The 21,635-nt window shown below is 30.1% G+C and carries 10 protein-coding genes; 8 read left to right on the plus strand and 2 right to left on the minus strand.

Annotated features, from left to right (window positions below; genetic code table 11):
* Positions 1-13 precede the first annotated feature (13 nt).
* From HF295_RS01790 to HF295_RS01800, 3 genes are all read left to right on the plus strand, one after another.
* Positions 14-8,839, plus strand: coding sequence for an AI-2E family transporter (locus HF295_RS01790; RefSeq protein WP_312032138.1), 8,826 nt, complete (start codon positions 14-16; stop codon positions 8,837-8,839).
* A gap of 106 nt (positions 8,840-8,945) precedes the next feature.
* Positions 8,946-11,813, plus strand: a complete 2,868-nt coding sequence (locus HF295_RS01795) for a hypothetical protein (RefSeq protein ID WP_312032139.1) — start codon at positions 8,946-8,948, stop codon at positions 11,811-11,813.
* Positions 11,814-11,952: 139 nt separating this feature from the next.
* Entirely contained in the window at positions 11,953-13,683 is a 1,731-nt protein-coding gene (locus HF295_RS01800; protein ID WP_312032140.1) for a bifunctional metallophosphatase/5'-nucleotidase, read from the plus strand.
* An 18-nt stretch (positions 13,684-13,701) separates the two neighbouring features.
* Here the strand turns inward: HF295_RS01800 and HF295_RS01805 are convergent, their stop codons facing one another.
* A complete protein-coding gene (locus HF295_RS01805) occupies positions 13,702-14,787 on the minus strand; it encodes a GGDEF domain-containing protein (protein WP_312032141.1) in 1,086 nt (361 codons plus the stop codon).
* A gap of 73 nt (positions 14,788-14,860) precedes the next feature.
* Positions 14,861-15,436, minus strand: coding sequence for a histidine phosphatase family protein (locus HF295_RS01810; protein WP_312032142.1), 576 nt, complete (start codon positions 15,434-15,436; stop codon positions 14,861-14,863).
* Positions 15,437-15,561: 125 nt separating this feature from the next.
* Here HF295_RS01810 and HF295_RS01815 point away from each other — a divergent pair, with 125 nt between their 5' ends.
* From HF295_RS01815 to glnA, 5 genes are all read left to right on the plus strand, one after another.
* Complete coding sequence (locus HF295_RS01815) at positions 15,562-16,854, plus strand: pyrimidine-nucleoside phosphorylase (RefSeq protein ID WP_312032143.1); 1,293 nt, start codon at positions 15,562-15,564, stop codon at positions 16,852-16,854.
* Between the two features lie 182 nt (positions 16,855-17,036).
* Positions 17,037-17,669, plus strand: a complete 633-nt coding sequence (locus HF295_RS01820) for an energy-coupled thiamine transporter ThiT (protein WP_312032144.1) — start codon at positions 17,037-17,039, stop codon at positions 17,667-17,669.
* 107 nt (positions 17,670-17,776) lie between these two features.
* Entirely contained in the window at positions 17,777-19,702 is a 1,926-nt protein-coding gene (gene htpG / locus HF295_RS01825) for a molecular chaperone HtpG (protein WP_312032145.1), read from the plus strand.
* A gap of 10 nt (positions 19,703-19,712) precedes the next feature.
* Positions 19,713-20,177, plus strand: a complete 465-nt coding sequence (locus tag HF295_RS01830; protein ID WP_312032146.1) for a hypothetical protein — start codon at positions 19,713-19,715, stop codon at positions 20,175-20,177.
* A 104-nt stretch (positions 20,178-20,281) separates the two neighbouring features.
* Positions 20,282-21,619 carry a type I glutamate--ammonia ligase gene (glnA, locus tag HF295_RS01835; protein WP_312032147.1) on the plus strand — a complete coding sequence of 446 codons (1,338 nt, stop codon included), beginning with the start codon at positions 20,282-20,284 and terminating at the stop codon, positions 21,617-21,619.
* Positions 21,620-21,635: the final 16 nt, after the last annotated feature.

Genomic DNA, 21,635 nt, shown 5'->3' on the forward strand with positions numbered 1-21,635 from the left:
ATGGGGGTAATTTATGGGAATTGATATACAAGATATGGGATTGTATTTAAATATTGCCTTTTTCTCAGTCTTAGCTATTGGATTTATTTTTGGACTGATTAAGGGTTTTAGAAGGTCCTTGTATACATTTATAATTACACTGATATTTCTTGCGGTGTTCTTTTTGACTGTTAATACAGTTGTTTCATGGTTTTACGAAGCTGAAATTAGTTTTTTAAATAACCTTTATCAACAATACTTGCCTGTTGAGGGAACGCCTCAAAGTGTTAGGGATATTGTTCATTTAATGTTACAAGAATCAGCTGGAGAATATTTTAATGCTAGTGAATCTAGCGCTCAAGTGATTGCGTTTATCGATTCTCTAGGTACTTTTATCTTAAAAATTGTATATACTATATTATATTTCACAGTATTCCAAATCATTTATAGATTTTTATTCTTTATTATTGGTTTATTCATATTTGCTAAAGGAAGAGCAAAGAACAAGAAAGGTAAAAGAAGTAGACCTCTTGGTGGTGTCTTTGGAACCTTAACGGCCGCTTTAAATCTATTTGTGATGATTATTGTTTTAAGTGGTGTAATCAGTATCGCAGAGAGCTTATCTTCTTTGGATTTAATCCAGGGTCAAGAAGTAAGTTTAACTTCTCAAGCTAAACCAAAAATCACAGATTTTAATCAATCTTTAAATAAAGTAGGAAGACTTCAATATAATGAGTTAGCTGAGGCTGATCAACAATTAAATGAAGCTTTAGAATCTCTTAACGGTATCATCGACGCCTATAATAGCAATATAATTATTCAAGTTGTTGATAGTTACAAGGTCGAAGATGAATTCACTGGCGAAGAGAAGAATATGGCCATAGTTTTATTTGATGAAGTTTTATCAATGAATTATAAGGACCAGCAAATAGGTATTAGAGAGGATTTAAAAGTTTTTGTAAGTGTTGCTAACACCTATTTAAGTTCTGATTATTATGATAGTGGGAATTTGAATGATATTAAATCAGAAGAAGTAACTAGTATCTTTACCGATTTATCAAAATCAAAATTATTGACTTCACTTATTCCTGTAGGTATTGAAGTAGGTGTTGATTCATTTGATGTGGATGGTTTTGAAATTGATGATGAATTTAGAGAATTAATTTATAATGACATTGATTGGCAAGATGAGATTCAACAACTAGGTGGTGTAGTGACTGCTGGGATAATGATTCTTGAAAACGCTAATCCAACGGGTGAAGAAATAGATTATACAACTGTTCCATTTGATGGAGATTTAACTGAAACAATGTTCACTGAACTATCTAATTCTAAACTTGCTGAATATGGTGCTTTTATTGCTTTTGATTATGTTTTAACAAATAACGAAGACGTAGGTTCAGTTTTTATTACTGTTCCTGAAAATATTGACTGGGTAAAAGAATTTAAAGCCTTCGGTATGATAGCCAATGAGATTTTAAGCACAGGAATTACAGTGTCAGATTTTGAAAACACAGAAGGACAAGATTTATTGTTGCTATTTTCTGGTGTTGATTTAACTGTCTTAATGGAATCAGATTTAACAACTAGAGCTTTGGTCAATATATTAAGTGGAAAGACAAATATTAGTCTTAACATCGAGTTTTTAAAGATACCTACTTTAACAGATGCTGAGTGGTTAGATACATTGGATCAAGATGGTGATCTCTTAGCTTCTGGTGAGTTAAGACTTATACTAGAAAGTCTAAACATTATGGTCCAATATTTAGAAGAAATTGATTTTGATAATCTTGATCCAGCACAACTATCTTCATTTACCGATAGTGATATAGACAACATGTTTAATTCATTAATTTTAGTCGCATCAATTACTGAAGTCATTAAAACTTTAGATACTGGTGGCATTGAACTCATTATTCCTGACTCAGTTTTGGATAATGATGGATACATCACTAAAACTGAAGTTAAGACTTTATTTAAATCTATTAAACTAATTGCAAGTGAAACAGCGTGTGATCCTGATGATGACCAATGCGCTACTGAAGGTTTTGATATCGATAAAGCCTTTGCCCTTGAACCAAATCAAATTGGTCAGTTGTTTGAATCTGAGATTCTTTATGCGTCTTCTGCAAAAATGCTTATTGATTTTGAACAACTTATAGTTCCTGAAGATGTTAAAGAAACTATTTTGGTTGAAGCCAATGATGTAATTATCATTTCTAGAGAAGAACTAATCTCTGCCTTTATTGCTGTTGGCGCTATGGATATTAGCATTGATGAAGAGTTAGTTTTTGATGAAAGTATCTTGCTAAACTTATCTAAAGATCCTGATAATGATCCGACCACACTGGATACTAGTAAGACTGATAAACTATTTGCTTCAAAGGTCTTACATGCAACCATATCAGATTTCTTATTAAAACAAGCTAATCCTACACCTCCTGAAACTTCAAATATAATCATTCCATACTTTTCATCTGAAAATTATGAAGTTCCTGAAGGAGAAGACCCAACAAACCTTGTTATCATTGAAGACGCTATTGGTGATGTTACTTATGTTTCTTCATATGAATTGGTTGAAATTCTTCAAGCAGTTTTGATACTTGATATAACTGATTTTTCTACCATAGATGACTTTGATTTAGGCTTAATTATTGAAAACACTGATGAATTATTAGATTCTGCTATATTACATGCGACTATTTCTGATCAATTAAAAAATTCATCAACATCTGAGTCTTTAGTTGTTCCAAGTCAAGATATTGATGGTTTTTCAATTGAAATCACTGTTGGTGAAGATGAAGAAGCAACAACATATATTAAAAAAACTGAATTATCTGCAATCTTTAATTCACTGGATATTTTAGGTATAGAAGATTTAAATAATATTACTGTTGAAACTCTTGATTTTGCTTTAATTATTGATAATATTGATGATTTGTTGGCTTCAGCGATATTACACGCGACTATTTCTAGTGAGATATTTGCACAAACTGATAACGAAGCCTTAGTATTACCTTCATTAGATTTAAATAATAGTCCTGTTATTAAGAATGTAGATCAAACTGATTATATTGTAAAAGCTGAAATTTCTAATACTTTACAAGCTTTACAAGTCTTTGGTATCGAAGATTTTGATGATTTTAATACTATGACTTTTGACTCATCTTTAATACAAAAACTATCTGTTGATCCAATTACTGATCCGACAAGCTTAGATCAAAATAAGTCAAGCAAAATATTCTCTTCAAAGATTATTCATGCAAGTTTATCTAAAGTATTGTTTGATGCTGGTGCACCTGATGAAATTACTGGTGAAAGTGATTTAATTGTGCCATATGTAGCCGCAGTAAACTATACAGGAACTAGTTCTGATTTAGTTAGATTTGTTACAGATGATGGTGATGAGTACATTATTGAAGCCGAGCTAACAGAATTATTTAAATCTGTTTTAGCTTTAGATATAGAAGATTTTAATGAAGTTGATACCTTATTCTTATCTGATATTTTACCTCATAGAAATATCATCTTTAATTCTGCAATTTTACAAGCAACCATTTCTGATAAAATTATTGAACTAGGTAATGATGGTAATTTAACTGTTCCTAGTTTGGATTTAAATAATGATCTAATTATTATGAGTAAAGGTGATGTTTCAAAAAATCAAAACACTGAATATATAGATAAAGATGAATTAATTAATACATTAGAAGCATTAGATGCTTTAGGTATTAATGATTTTAATAATATTGAAGTCGATGCATCTATTATTAAAGAAATGTCTGTTGATCCGATCAATGATCCTACAACATTAGATGAATCAAAAGCAGATACGGTCCTTTCATCTAAGATTGTTCACGCAACAATATCACAAGTATTATTTGATGCTGGTGAACCTGATGAAATCACTGGAGAAAGCGACTTAATTATTCCTTATGTTGCTGCTAGTAATTATTCTAGTACAAGTAGCAGTTTGGTTAGATTTGTTAGCAATGATTCTGATACTTATATCATTGAAGAAGAATTAACTGAATTGTTTAGAGCGGTATTGGCTTTAGATATTGCTGATTTTAATCAAGTAGATTCCTTGTTCTTGTCTGATATATTACCTCATCGCTTTATAATCTTTAATTCAGCTATATTACAAGCTACAATTTCAGATAAAATAATTGAACTAGGTAATGACGGTAATTTAACTGTTCCTAATTTGGATTTAAGTAACCAAGAAATTTTAACGACCAAGGGTGATGCTTTATTAAATGAAGATACAACTTATATTATTGAAAATGAGTTAATTAATACCTTAGAAGCATTAGATGTACTTGGTATTAATGATTTTAATAATGTTGAAGTTGATGCATCTATTATTAAAGAAATGGGAACTGACGCTGATAACACTATTTTAGATGAAACTAAATCCAATACTGTTTTATCTTCAAAGATTGTCCATGCGACGATCTCTCAAGTTTTATTTGACGCTGGTGCTCCTGATGAAATCACTGGTGAAAGTGACTTAATTATTCCTTATGTTGCAGCAATAAATTACTCAAGTACAAGTAGTGATTTAGTTAGATTTATTAGCAATGATTCTGATACTTATATTATAGAAGAGGAATTAACTGAATTGTTTAGAGCTGTTTTAGCTTTAGATATTGATGATTTTAATCAAGTAGATTCTTTACTCTTATCTGATATTTTACCTCACAGAAATTTCATCTTTAATTCAGCTATTTTACAAGCTACAATTTCAGATAAAATTATTGAATTAGGTAATGATGGTGATTTAACTGTTCCAAGCCTTGATCTTAGTAATGAAGAAGTACTAACAACTAAGGGTGATACTTTATTAAATGAAGATACAACTTACATTATTGAGGATGAATTAATCAATACTTTAGAGGCTCTTGATGTTCTTGGTATTAATGATTTTAACAATGTAGTGGTTGATGCTTCGATTATTAAAGAAATGGGTACTGATGCTGATAATACTGTTCTAGATGAATCTAAATCTGCTACTGTCTTATCTTCAAAGATTGTTCATGCAACCATTTCACAAGTACTATTTGATGCAGCCACACCAGATGAAATCACTGGTGAAAGTGATTTAATAGTTCCATTTGAAGCAACTGAAATCTATTCATCAACATCTAATGCAGAGGTTAGATTCATCACAAGTGATACAGATACTTATATTGTTGAAGATGAATTAACTGAATTATTTAGAGCTGTATTGGCTTTAGATATTGATGACTTCGGTCAAGTAGATACTTTATTATTATCAGATATTATTCCTCATAAAGATTTTATCTTTGATTCAGCGATTATTCATGCGACTATTTCGGATAAGATCATTGAATTGGGAAATGATGGTGATTTAACTGTTCCAAGTCTTGATTTAAGCAATCAAGAAGTCTTAACAACCAAAGGTGATGCTTTATTAGAAGAAGACACTGATTATGTTGTTAAAGTAGAGCTTATTAATACTTTGTTAGCTCTACAAGTATTAAATATAAATGATTTTAATAATGTTGAAGTTGATGCTTCTATAATAAAAGAAATGGGAACTGATGCAGATAACACTATTCTAGATGAAACTAAATCTAATACTGTCTTATCTTCAAAGATTGTTCATGCAACTTTAACAAAGATTATTTTAGATTCAAATGAACCAGATGAACTTACTGGTGAAAGAGACTTAATTGTTCCATTTATTGCTTCTGAGGTTTATACAGATTTAACTGATGAAGTTAGATTTGTAAGCAATGATTCTGATAAATATATTGTAGAGTTAGAATTAACTGAGTTATTTAGAGCCATTTTAGCTTTAGATATTGAAGATTTTAACCAAGTTGATTCTTTATTATTATCAGATATTATTCCTCACAAAGATTTTATCTTTGATTCAGCGATTATTCATGCGACTATTTCTGATAAGATTATTGAATTGGGTAATGATGGTGATTTGACAGTTCCTAGTTTAGACTTAAGTAACATTGATGTCACTATTTCAAAAGGGGACGTTTTATTAGAAGAAGATACTGATTATATTATAAAAACAGAACTTATCAATACCTTATTAGCTCTACAAGTTCTTAAAATCAATGATTTTAATAATGTTCTTGTTACAACAGCAATTATTAAAGAAATGGGAACTGACGTAGATAATACTGTTTTAGATGAAACAAAATCTTCTACTGTATTAGCTTCTAAGATTGTTCATGCAACATTATCAAAAATTATTTTAGATTCAAATGAACCTGATGAAATCACTGGCGAAAGAGATTTAATTGTACCGTTTATAGCAGCTAGTGATTATAGCGATATGACTGATGAAGTTAGATTTGTAAGTAATGATTTGGATAAATATATAGTTGAACTAGAGTTAACTGAGTTATTTAGAGCTGTATTGGCCTTAGATATTGAAGATTTTAATCAAATTGATGCTTTATTATTGGATGATATTATTCCTCATAAAGACTATATCTTTAATTCTTCTATTATTCATGCGACCATTTCTGATACGATTATTCAATTAGGTGTTGATGGGGACTTAACAGTGCCTAGCATGGATTTAAATAATGATGATATTACATTTATTAAGGGTGATATTTTATTAGAAGAAGATACTGAATATATTTTGGTAGACGAGTTAAAAAATACTTTGGATGCATTAAAAGTTTTAGGTATACAAGACTTTAATAACGTTATAATTGATGCTGGTATACTTCAAAATTTATCTGTTGATCCAATCAATGATCCAACGACTTTAGATAATCTTAAAAAAGATACAGTATTATCTTCTAAAATAGTTCATGCTTCATTATCCAATATGATTATTGACTCTGGCGAACCAGATGAAATTACTGGTATTAGAACCTTAATTGTACCGTTTATTGCTGCTGTAGATTATGTGGATTTAACAGATGAAGTTAGATTTGTAACTAGTGACTCAGACAAGTATATCGTTGAAGTTGAGTTAACTGAGTTCTTCCAAGCTATCTTGGCATTAAATATTGATGATTTTAATGATGTAGATACTCTAACCTTACAAGATATTATTAATAATCAAGATGATTTATTAGATTCAGCAATTCTACATGCTACTATTTCAAAACAAGTTTTAGATTTAGAAGTATCAAATACTAGTATTAGTATTCCTGAATATAATGATGCTGGACAAAGCATTACTATTATAGATAATACTGATATTGGTCACGTGATTACTTATTTACAAAAAGATGAATTAACCAATTTCTTTGCATCTGTAAACTTGCTAGGAGATGTGACTACCATTGATTCATTTAATGGTACGGTTTCTTTAGATTTATTCTTAAAGTCAAACAACCCTACAACTTACGAAGACAATCAAGACACATTATTGGCTTCATCAATTATGCAAGCTACTATTTCATTAAAAGTATCTGATTTAGATGTTCAAGGAAAAGTATTTATTCCTAGTGTTACGATTAATGAACAAGCAGTAGAAGTCACACATGCAACAGATTACTTTATATATAAAAACGAATTAAAGGCTTTAATTAATGTTATGGATGTTGTTGGTTTAACAAGTATTGAAAGTTTTGGTGGAGATTTTACTTTAAGTTCATTCTCTACAGAAGCAAGCCAAAATACTTTAATTGCTTCAGCCATTATGCATAGAACCTTGTCTCAACAATTATTAGATAATACATCTATTATTGTTCCAAGAGAGTCATTAGAAGAAAACTTGACAAGTGAAGATATCCATATTACTACAACTATCGCTAGTGAAGATTACATTATTGGTGATGAAATAAAAGCCTTAATTACTGTAATGAATATTATTTCAAGTCCTGAAGCCAGTATTGATTCAATCTCAAGTGATATTGACTTTAGTAAATTTGATGAAGACCTATATCCTGGAAATCAAGATATTTTATTAGCTTCAGCGATTATGCATGCTTCTTTAAGTGATGAAATGATTAGTTTAAATGATGATGTCTTATTTGTTCCAAAATATAGTGAATTAAGTCAAACTCAAACTGATCAAATTAGATTTGATGATGTAAGTGGTACTGATTTTATTAAGAAGTCAGAGATTAAACATATTCTTAATGCCTTCCTAGAAATGGGTTATAATGATTTATCTGCATTTGATAATAACCCTACATTAGAACCAAGTAAATTCTTTGATAATATTACTTTATACTTAGAATCAGCATCATTCCATGCGACTATCTCTAATAAGATTCTTGCTGGAACAAGTCCTAACTTGATTATTCCTTCTAGGGATATTGATGATACTTATGACATTAAGATTGTTCATGCAGAACTTACTTACGTAGAAAGCAATGAAACGATTGCTTTAGTCAATGCTTTAAATGAGTTAAGCATTAGTGATTTCAACTCTGCTATCTCAGGATCAGCAATGACTTCTTTAACAGATGGTCAGTTAGACACCATATTAACTTCTGGTTCAATGCATTTATCTATTGATGATATCATTCAGGCTAACTCTAATATCAATACAAATATTCCTGACAAAGCATTGGCTGATATATTTGCCTTAAGTGATATATTGATCAAAGATGAAGTTAAAAACTTTATCTTAGCCGCAAAAGCATTTAGTGGTGAAGGTTCAGATATTCAATCTGTAGATTTCACGACATTAGATATGGTAACCTTATCGAACATGCCTGAAGGCCAAAGAACAACTATCTTATCATCTATGATTGTAAGAAATATTCTTACACCACAAGTAGAACAAGCAGATACTTTTGATCCTACATTTACCTTAACTGCAAGTGACTACGAAGATGGTTTAACTAATACATTCTTAACATTGGCTGGATTCAATCGATATATTGCACATATAAGTTAAAAAGACTATAAAAATAGAGGCTGATTTATAATCAGCTTCTTTTTTTTTCCATTATTTGCTTGAAATTTACTAATTTATAGTATAATGAAAAAAAAGGAGGGGCTTTATGTTTTTAAATGTTTTTGCATCTATTGACATTGTTTTTTATATTATTATAGGAATTGCTGTATTCTTTGGTTTTTTAAGAGGATTTAAAAAGTCATTGTTTACTTTTATTGTGATGGCTATTTTCTATATTGTTTTCTTTATTACATTAGATTTAATGGTAGATGTCTTATGGAAAATGGAATTATCATTTTTAGGAAATGTTTTATCCAATTTAGATTCAAGTTTGGCAAACTTTCAATCTTTTGAAAATGATTATCAAGCCATTATACAAGTCTTGTTTAATGATAGTTTTGATTTTTCACAGGCAGATATGAATGCTTTAGCTATTGGATTGGTTCAGTTTGCTGTAAAGATCATTTGGGCTATTGCTTACTTTACTGTTATTTTAATTTTATATAAAATTATTACTGGTATTATTAGACTTATTGTTGTTAGAAAGAAAGGTAAGAAAAGACATTTGCTTGGTGCTGTTGTTGGTGCTTTAAACGGGGCTATGGCTGTTTTTGTATCTCTTATTGTCTTGGGTGGGGGTATTTCCTTTATTGAGTCTGCGACACTGATTATGCCAGATGATGAGGCAAGCAACACTGAAACCTTATCCCTAGTATCTAGACCCAATATTTTAGAACTTAACCGGTCAATTATACAAGATCAAATGAATACCTTGGCTGAAAGTAATTCTGATCCATTAATTCCAAGTGAAACTAGGGAAATGATGGATGAACTTGTTGAGAACTATAATAATAATGTTATTGTTAAAATTGCCAATAGCATTAAAGTATCTTCAACCTATGATGAATCTGTAGAAGTTCCTTTACATATCAATTTATTTGATTCAGTCTTATCCTTTGAATATAAAGAGACAAATATTGCTTTAAGACATGAATTATCTATGTTTTCTAAGGCTTACAATGTGATATTAAATTCTGATTATGCTGATTCTAATGAAATCACAGATATTAAAGGTGAAGATATTAGGTTAGCTTTTTCATACCTAGAGTCTTCAGCTATTCTTCCAACTTCATTACCAATTATTATAAAGTATCTAGCTGAAGAAAATGAGATTACTCTATCCGTGTCTGATGAAGAACTATATAATTATGATTATAAGGCTGAACTTGGGCGCTTATCTAATATTATTGCTGGTTTATTTGATATTTTAAATGAACAAGCTGTATCTATAGATGCTGATGGTAATGAAGTTACCATTGATGGTGCTTGGGTCAAAGGGATCTTTGATGATGTGTCTGAATCAAGAATTATATTATTGGCCACTGAAGCTTTCTTAGTGCCTATGATAGAAGAAGGTGAAGGCGGTTTATCATCAATGCTTGATATACCTAGTAACTTTTCTTGGGAAAATGAATATCTTGCTTTAGGTAATATTCTAGCTGAGTTCGTGGATAATGATATATCAATTAAATCCATAGAGTCTAGTGATTTTAATACCTTGATTGAATCCTTCGCACAAATTGATATCACAGTATTACTAGATTCTGAATTATTAACTTCGGCTTTAATCAATATTCTTAGTCAAGAAACTGATGTTGAGGGTGTAGATTTCTTAACCGTTCCTCAAAATATTACTTGGCGATCTACAGAACTTCAAACTGGTGAGTTGGAATACTTATTAGTCGCTATCAAAAATATCATTATTGATAATGATGGTCTTGATTTAGAAAACTTTGATATGGATGTTTTGACATCTTTATCAGAAACTACCATTGATTCAATCTTAGATTCTTATATCATGCGTGCTACCATAACTACTGAAATCAACGCTCTAGAGCTTGGGGATTCAATATTGGTTATTCCTGATGAAACCTTGGATAGTCAAAATTATTATAGTAAAACAGCTTTAAATAATTTAATTAATGCAATTGAGTTAATCTATGATGATATTGATAATTTCTCATTAGATACACTCTTTGCGATGGATTCATCTGAGTATGATGTTTTATTTGAATCTAAAATTATTCGAGCTACCGTGACTTCTGAGTTAGAAAATCTTGACTTAGGTTCATTTACTTTGATTATTCCAGATAATACTTATGAAAATGATGATTATTTATATAAAAACGAAATTGTTGAGTTAATGACATCGATTCAAGTGATCTCTGATGATATATCAACTTTTTCTATTGAAACTTTATATACTTTAACCGACCAAGAACTCGATGATTTATTGGCTTCTAAAGTGATTCAAGCAACAGTATCAGATATCATATTAGCCAATGCAGTTCTAACACCAAGTGCTGGAAGTATTGTATTTATTGTTCCATCTATTTTTAGAGAAAATATTCAAGTCAATAACCTAAGTGCAGAACAAATAGAAAGCACAGAGTTAAAGGCAATTATTAAATCATTCAATGCCTTAGGAATTACAGATTATGATGGTGGCTTAGATCCATCTTCTTTAGGTTCAAATTTAGATTATGCTTTAATCTTAAACAGTGGATCAATGCATTTAACCATTGACCATATGATTCAAAGTAATAGTGAAATTAACAGTGGAATTCCTGATAAGGCAAAAGCTGATATTTATGGCTTTAATGATATATTAATTAAAGATGAAATTACCAATTTTATATTAGCTTCACAAGCCTTTACAGGCGAAGGTTCTGATGTTCAAACTGTTGATTTTGATTCTTTAGATATAGTGAGTTTATCTCAAATGCCAGAAGCTCAAAGAACTACAATCTTATCTTCTATGATTGTAAGAAATATTCTTACACCTAAAGTAGAAGATGCAGATGATATTGATCCTACATTTGCTTTAACTGCTGGCGATTACGAAGATGGAGATATTAATTCATTCTTAACATTGGCAGGTTTCAATCGCTATATTGATCATTTAAATAATTAATATTATTAATAGATTTTGATAGCTTTAATCTTTAACAGTATTGGAGGCAATTATCTTTTCGGTAATTGCCTCTTTTTTTCTTTTTCTTTTTTTTAAAAAGCGTGTATAATAAATAAGACACATTGAATAGGAGAAAAACATGAAAAAGAAAATTTTATCAATCATAATGATGGTTATATCATTCTTTGTATTAATAGCTTGTAACACTGTCATCAATGATACAAATACCACTAATGAATTTACAAATGAAAATACGACTGAATTAGTTACAAGTGAAGAACCTACAAGTCTTCAGCCAACAACTGAAGAGATTAGTACTGATATCCCTACTAATCTACCAACTGACCCTACTACTGAGGAAGTAACTGAAGAACCTACAACAGAAGTACCAACAGAAGAACCAACGACTCTTCAACCTACAACAAGTGAACCGACAACTGAGTTTCCTACAGAAGAGCCTACTCAAGTAACAACAGAAGAACCAACAAGTTCAGATCCTATCGTTGAAATTAACTTATTTTCTATTAATGATTTTCATGGAGGAGCTTATACTGGCATGGATATGATGTCAAGAGTTGGTTATTATCTTAAAAATTTTGAGGGTAATCATCTTGAAATATCAAATGGCGATATATTTCAAGGTTCTGCTTTAAGTAACTATTATCAAGGAAGAATATTAGTTGATATATTAAATGAAGCTGGTTTTGATGGTTTTACCATAGGTAACCATGAATTTGATTGGGGCATTGATATCATTGGTAATTATCAAGATAATGATGATACTAATGGCGAGTTAAATCATCCGATTTTAGCAGCTAATATTGTTTATGAAGATACAGGACTACCTCTAGAATTTACCCTTCCATATATGATTGAAGAATTTGAAGGCGTACGTGTAGGTGTTATTGGTCTAATTGGTTCAGTTATGAATTCAATTGCTGCTTCAAGAACTGAAAACATTTTATTTTTAGATCCTGTAGATACCGCAGCTCAATATGCAAGTGAGTTAAGAGAAAATCATGATGTTGATATTGTGGTAGTATATATTCATCAAGGCTCTGAAGAAAACACTGAATTTGCTAATCTATCGGGTTCATCTAGAATAGACGCTATGTTTAATGCCCATACCCATCAATTAGAAGCATCATATGTTAGTCGTGCATTAACAGATATGCCTTATGCACAAATGAACAATTATGATTCATCTTTAGTACATATTTCATTAACTTATGATAAAAATTTGAATAGAATTATAGATTTTTCATCAAATATTATAGAGAATGACCAAATGATTATATCAGATTCTATTATTGATCAAATTATTCTAGAATATTCTACCAATACCGAATATACAACTTATATTAACGAAGTCTTAACCATTTCTGAAGGTAATTATTATCGTAACGATATGGCCCAATGGGGAGCTTCAGTTATCAGAGACTATGCAGGCGTAGATGTTGGAGCAACCAATGCAGGTGGCTTTAGAGTATCTATGGAAGCTGGTCAAGTAACTATGGGGGATTTAATGACAATATATCCATTTGATAATGTTATTAAAACTTCAGAAATGACTGGTCAACAATTAACTGATTTTTATCTGGAAGTTATTCAATATAACTCTGATGTCGTTTTCGATGATGGTTTATATTATAATTATGCTTCTAATCAATTATTTATTGATGGTGGTCCAATTGTATTAAACCAATATTATACCGTTGGGGCTGTAGATTATATTTTCGATAAGACTTATTATGATTTTCTTGAAGGTCAAAATATTAGACAAACAATTTATTTTATGAGAGATTTATTGGTTTTAGATTTAAAGAATGCAACTGATGGTTTTAATCCTTCAGATGGTTCACATTATTAGATAAAAAAAACAAGGAAATTATTCCTTGTTTTCTTTATCTTTATACATTAACACATCAGCGTAATTCAATAATTCATCTAAATTACGACCATTTTTAGGATATATTGCAAGACCAATACTTACCCCTATAAACGGATGTTCATAAAAATAGTGCTTATTGATTTCTTTTTTCATATGATCGACATTAAACATCGTTGTTTGACTAGTGACTATAAATTCATCTCCAGATATTCGATAAACTTGCCCCTTGTCTTTGACTGTTTTCTCTAAGGCTTTAGAAAACTCAATTAAATAAGCGTCACCTTTAATATGACCATATTTGTCATTAATGGTTTTTAATTGATTTAAATCAAGATAGTATAAGAAAAATTCTTTGCTTGTTAAATCTAGTTTATCGAAATCATTGAATAAAGCCAATCGGTTATTTAACTTAGTTAATGGATCATAATAAACTAGATCAGTAAGTTCTTGAACATTTGTAGATGTTTGTGTTAGTCTATAAATTAAGTAGTAAGTAATAATCATCATAAAAAATAAAACACCATAAAAAAGTAAAATATCAAATATATGATTAAAATTCAATATAAATCTTGATAAATACATCAATAGAAAGTTCATAAGAAGAAGTAGGGTTGTAATTTTTTGTAAGTTTTCTTTATATGAAGGTAATGCTTTTAATAAGGTATTCTTTAGAAGATATAATATAATAGGTGTAGAAATAAGAAAGAAAGCTATTTCAAATAATAAAAAACCAATAACACGGTAATCATTATAATAAATACTAAATATATGGTAGGCTAAACCATTAACAAACAAAGTATGCGAAAAAGAAAAGCCCATCACTGCTAGTATTGTTTTTAAAGAATCATTATAGATGAAAATATATACAAGTATGTAGAGCCATGATACAAAAGTAATCATATATACTGGCATGTCTTGACCTATTAAGAGCGGAATAAACCATCTAGTTAAGCCAAGCATTAAAAGCGTAAATAAGATTAAAAATAAGATGCGATAAAGTCTTTTCATACGGCTTTTAATTAGATATTCTGATGTGGTGATATTCACAACTAAGATTAAAAGTGAAGATATTAAGGGAATCATAGGACCTCCTTTTCAAAAGTATTATATCACTAAAAGGTTTAATAAAAATAAAAAAACACAAATTTTGTGTTTTTTATTCCTGATTAATTGGATCAATATTATATTCTATGACCTTAATTTTATCCTTATACTCAATAATATTGATGGAACAGTTAACTAAGTATTCATCATATGAAAAACCTTTTAAATTTTGAACCAATAAAGCTTTTAAAACATGAGCATGTGTAATCATAAGTACGTTTTCATAGTGGTTGTTTTTAAAGAATTTATTAAAGAAATCAGCCACTCTTTTTTCAATCATTTGGTCTGTTTCTAAGCCGGGAACTGAGTGACCATGAACTGCTTCTTGGTAAGTATCATCAATTACACGTCCATCATAGGCTCCAAAATCTCTTTCAATAATATCTTTCTCGATGTGGGTTTCTAAATTTAGATTAAGTTCTTTTTTGATAATATCAGCTGTATGTATGGCTCTATCTAAAGGAGAAGTCATACAATAATCAAAAGGAATTTGAAGTGATTTCAAATATTGTCCTGTTTTTTTTGCTTGCATTATACCAGTCTTATTTAAGGGGTTATTGGTTCTTCCTTGTATAATCATTTGCTTATTAGCATCTGTTTCACCGTGTCTAATCATGTATACTTTCATTTTTATCACCTATTACATTATACATAAAAGCATAGATTTAGCAAAGAAAATTAGCTTATATTGATTTACTATTAAGGATAATTATTGTATAATTGATATGATAAATATAGAAGAGGTGAGTTTTTATGAGAATGGTTGACATCATAGAAAAAAAACGTGAGGCAATAGAACTTACAGAAAAAGAGATAGAATTTGTTATACAAGGTTATACTAAGGGAGACATTCCAGATTATCAAGTTTCTGCTTTATTAATGGCCATATATTTTAATGGGATGACCAATGATGAAGCATCACATTTAACCAAAGCCATGTTACATAGTGGAGATATTATTGATTTAAGTCAAATTAAAGGTGTTAAAGTTGATAAACACTCGACTGGTGGTGTTGGCGATAAGACAACTCTAGTTTTAGGACCTTTAGTGGCATCTATGGGTTGTAAATTGGCTAAATTATCAGGAAGAGGTCTTGGCCATACAGGGGGAACTCTAGATAAGTTAGAATCTATTGATGGCTTTAATATTTCTTTATCAGAAGAAGATTTTATCAAACAAGTCAATGATATTAATATAGCAGTTGCTGGACAAACGAAGAAATTAGTTCCAGCTGATAAACTATTGTATGCCTTAAGGGATGTGACTGCGACAGTACCATCAATTCCTTTAATTGCTTCAAGCATCATGTCAAAAAAATTAGCTTCAGGAGCTGATGTCATTTGTTTAGATGTTAAAATCGGTGACGGCGCTTTTATGAAAACCATTGAAGATGCAAGAAAATTATCTGAAATTATGGTTTCTATTGGTGAATCATTGGGTAAAAAGGTTTCTGCTTTTATCACTTCTATGGATCAACCTTTAGGCTATGCTGTTGGTAATCGTTTAGAAGTTAAGGAAGTAATTGATACTTTAGAAGGACATGGTCCCAAAGATTTAGAAGAATTATGTGTTGAAATAGCTGCTTATATGGCAATGTATGCTGGTCTTGTTAGCGATATTGAGGCAGGTAAAAATTTAGCATATGATCATTTGAATAATGGCTTAGCCTTGAAAAAGTTTTATGAATTTATAGAAGCCCAAGGTGGTCATATAGATGATTTAGATCATTTTATTCAAGTTCAAGAAATTTATGAGTTTAAGGCTGATAAAGCAGGTTATATTAAAAATATTAAAGCATTAAATATCGGTTTAGCTTCCATGAAAATTGGTGGGGGTCGTGAAACAAAAGAAGATAATATTGATCCTTCTGTTGGTATTGTTTTAGAGAAGAAAATTGGGGATTTTGTTCATAAGAATGATGTTTTAGCTAAAGTATACTTAAATTCTAAATTAGGGGATAATGTATTGGATGATCTAAAACAAGCATTTATAATTAGTGAAGATAAACAAGAAATATCTCCAGTCATTAAAGAGATCATTCAATAAACTAGACAAGACAAAAAAATATGTTATAATATATAAACAAGGGGAGCTTAGTAAACTAGGCTGAGAGTATAACTGTGAGTTATAGACCTTACCTGATCTGGATAATGCCAGCGTAGGATAATATCGTACGATAGGTCCCTTAATCAGGGACTTTTTTTGTCCCAAAATAGAGGAGAAGATTTATGAAAGATAGAGAAAAAATTGTTATTATTGTTGAAGTTGCTATTCTTGTTGGTATAGCGACTGTCCTTGATGTGGTCTTTGGTATTTTATCAAAGGGCATATTCCCTTGGGGAGGTAGTATCTCTCCAGCCATGTTACCCATATTCATCATTGCCTATAGAAGAGGTTTAAAAACTGGCTTGTTTTCTGGTTTTATATTCGCTATCTTGCAATTGATGACCACAGGTATGTTTTCTGCTTCAGTCATCGCTGCCATACCTGAATCAACATTCTTTGGGCCAAAATGGGTGAATATCATCTTAGTATACTTACTTGATTATATTATTCCATTTACCCTTTTAGGACTTGCTGGAATCTTTAAAAATGGTCTTAAAGAATTAAAACCATTCTTTTTAGGAATGATACTAGCTTCAAGTATTCGTTATGTCATGCATGGTTTATCAGGTGTAATGATATGGAGTGGTTATGCAGAATGGTTTAATGAAGAATTTAATATGAATGTAAGTCCCTTTGTATATTCTTTTATCATCTATAATTTGCCATACATGTTGGCTTCACTCATTTTATGTTTGTTTGCTGGCTATGTCTTATTTAAAAGAAAACTACTGCTTGTTAATTTAGAAGAAAATTAGAAAGAGAAATCTTTCTATTTTTTTTAAGATTAATTTAGCACTCAATCCTTGACTGTGCTAATAAACATGGTATAATGTTAATGATAAAACATTTTAGGAGGACAATTATGAGTAAGAAAAACATTGAATTTAAAACGGAATCAAAAAGATTATTAGACTTAATGATTCATTCAATTTACACGAACAAAGAAATTTTCTTAAGAGAACTGATTTCAAATGCATCTGATGCTATTGATAAGTATCATTTTAAAAGCTTAACTGAAGAAGGCTTAGAAAATCGTAATGATTATGAAATTCATATTGATATTGATAAGAAACATCGTCTTTTAACCATTACAGATAATGGTATCGGGATGACTTATGATGAACTTATTGATAATATTGGGACTATTGCTAAAAGTGGTACTTTAGAATTTTTAAAAACCATGAAGGGTAAAGACCTTAAGAATACAGACTTAATTGGCCAATTTGGTGTAGGTTTTTATTCTGCATTTATGGTCAGTGATAAGGTTGAAGTTGTGACTAAATCACCTTTTAGTGATAAGGCTTATAAGTGGGTTTCATCAGGAGAAGAAGGTTATAGTGTTGAAGAAACTCAAAAAGATAGTATTGGTACTGAAATTACCCTAAAGATTAGAAAGAATCATGATGATGAGAATTATGATGAGTTTTTAGAAGACTATAAAATTGAACAATTGGTTAAAAAGTATTCTAATTATGTTCGATATCCAATCACTATGGAAAAGGAAAGAGAAGTACCTAAATTAGATGATGAAGGAAATGAAATAGAAGATAAGTTTGATACCATTGTTGAAAACCAAACCTTAAATGAAATGACACCTATTTGGGAGAAGAATAAATCTCAAGTGACTGATGAAGAATTAAATGAGTTTTATAAGAATCAATATTATGATTATACAGATCCTTTATTAAACATTTGGACTAATGTTGAAGGAAAACTAACTTACAAATCTATTATTTATATACCTGCTAAAGCACCAGCAAATTTATATTCAGAGAAATATGAAAAAGGCTTACAATTATATGCTAAAGGTGTCTTTATCATGGATAAATGTAAAGAATTAGTTCCTGATTATTTAAGATTCATCAAAGGTATGGTTGTATCACCGGATTTAAACCTTAATATATCTAGAGAAATTCTTCAAAAAAATACACAATTAACTAAAATTCAACAGAATTTAGAAAAGAAAATCGTAAAAAGATTAGAAAAATTATTAGAAAACGAAAGAGAAACATACATTAAATTTTGGAAAGAGTTTGGTGTGAATATCAAATATGGTGTTTATGATAATTTCGGTTTAAATAAGGATTTATTACAAGATTTAGTCTTGTTTGAAACGGTTAATGAAGATGCTTATATAACCTTAAATGAGTATGTAGAAAAAATGCCAAAAGACCAAAAAGAAATCTATTTTGGTTCTGCCAACTCCAAATCAGCAATCAAAGCTTCACCTCAAATGGATCGATTAAAATCTAAAGGTTATGATGTTTTAGTTTTAACTGATGAAATTGATGAATTTATGCTTTCTATTATGAATGAATATAAGAAATTTAAATTCAAGTCTATTAATCAAGGTGATTTAGATTTGGTCGATGAATCTGAAAAAGAAACGATAAAAAAACAAGAAACAGAAAATAAAGATTTATTGGAAAAAATTAAAGAATCTCTTAAAGGTCAAGTAGATGATGTTAAATTATCAACTAGATTAACAGATTCTCCAGTTTGTTTGGTTAGCGGTGAAGGCATGTCTTTTGAAATGGAAAAGCTCATGGAACAAATGCCAGGTGACAAGACTAACCAACAAAAAGCACAAAAAATATTAGAAATCAATCCTAAACACGAGTTGTTCCAAGCCATTCATGATTTATATGATCAAAATTCAGAGGATTTAAATGATTATGCATCTGTTTTGTATAACCAAGCTCTTTTAATAGAAGGTTTAAAAATTGAAGATCCTGTTGAATTTTCTAATAAAATGGTTAAAATATTAGTAAAGGCCGCAAAAAAATAAGGAGATTAAAGTGGATAAGACTCTAAAAACCATTGAAGATGAGTTAAGTTGGTTGATAAAAGATTATAAGGCAACCACTGATTATAAATTCAATAAATATTTAGAAACCTTAAATTATCATATAGTTTACGAGAAAAAGAAAATTAAACTCATTTTTCAATTTTTAATGATGCAAAAAGAAGAGTCTTTGGTTTTAAAAATTATCTATGATGTAAAAGATGCTCAAAGAGAGAATCACTTATATGAGTTTCCTTTATCCAAAATTCGTTCAAATATTGAATTACCGATGATTAACGATTATGATTGTCAAAGAATTCATGATGTTATGGATTATGAAGTGATTGATGGGCAAATAAAATCTACAGTATCTCAATTAACTCAAGGTCTTACCTATACGGAAGTTATTCGTAGAAATATTAAAGACATAATTAAATATGGTCGAGAATTAAGAAAAAAAGAAGCAAAATCAGCATAAAATTTATGTAAACGGTGACATTGTCACCGTTTTTCTTTTATCTTCTTGCAAATATAAAAAAAAATATATATAATAAATCAAAAATAAGAATTGAGAGGTCCCATATGAAATATACCAAAGAAGCCATCTTAGACCATGCAAAAAAAGAAAATGTAAGATACATACGTTTAATGTTTAGTGATATTATTGGAACAATTAAATCTGTTGAGATTCCTATAGGTCAGTTAGAATCTGCTCTTGATGGAGAAATTATGTTTGATGGTTCAAGTATTGAAGGTTTTGTAAGAATCATGGAAGCTGATATGTTCTTAAGACCTGATTTTGATACTTGGATGATTCTTAGTTGGGAAGAAACTAAATATGGTAAAGTCGCAAGACTTATCTGTGATGTTTATACACCTGAAGGTAATCCTTCAGAGGCAGATCCTAGATCTAATTTAAAGAAAACCATTAAAAAAATGGAGAAATTAGGATTTTCAACCTTAAAAATTGGTTTTGAGCCTGAATTTTTCTTATTTAAACTTGATGATAAGGGACAAGTGAAACTAGATGTAGCCGATCACGGTGGTTATTTTGATTTATCACCGATTGATGGTGCAGAAGATTGTCGTAGAGATATAGTTTTAGAATTAGAAAAAATCGGATTTAAAATTGAAGCTTCACATCATGAAGTAGCCCCTGGCCAAAATGAAATTAATTTTGAATTTGCCGATGTTGTTGAGGCTTGTGACAATTTACAAACCTTTAAACTTGTGGTTAAAAATATCGCAAGAAGACATAATTTACACGCAACCTTTATGCCTAAACCTATTGCTAGTGTTAATGGTTCTGGTATGCATACCAATTGTTCTTTGGCTGATGAGTTTGGAAAGAATGCCTTCTATGATCCAAAAGATGAAATGGGCTTATCTGTGACTGCTAGACAATGGATTACTGGTATTTTAATACATTCTAAGGAATTTTGTGCCATTACCAATCCAACAGTAAACTCATACAAACGTCTTGTTCCAGGCTATGAAGCGCCTTGCTACATGTCTTGGTCAGAACATAACCGTTCAGTAATGATTCGAATTCCTGCCACAAGAGGAAGAGGAACTAGGGCGGAGATACGCTCTGTTGATACTTCAGCCAATCCATACTTAGCAATGTCTGTGCTTTTGGCTTCAGGTTTAGATGCTATAGAAAAGAATTATCCGTTAATTAACCCAATCAATGAAAATTTATTTGCATTAACCAATGAACAACGTAAGGAAATGGGTGTTGAAAACTTGCCAGATAATCTCAAAGAAGCTATTGATTTCTTTAAAGGGTCACCTTTAATGAAAGAAGTACTAGGCAACCATATTTTTAATAAATTCATTGAGTTAAAAACAAAAGAATGGGATGAATTTAGAAAAACTGTTACTGAGTGGGAAATTAAAAGGTACATTAATATTATATAAAAAAAAGTCCATTTTG

This window comes from Hujiaoplasma nucleasis (assembly GCF_013745115.1).
In the GTDB taxonomy this organism is placed as follows: Bacteria; Bacillota_I; Bacilli_A; order Izemoplasmatales; family Hujiaoplasmataceae; genus Hujiaoplasma; species Hujiaoplasma nucleasis.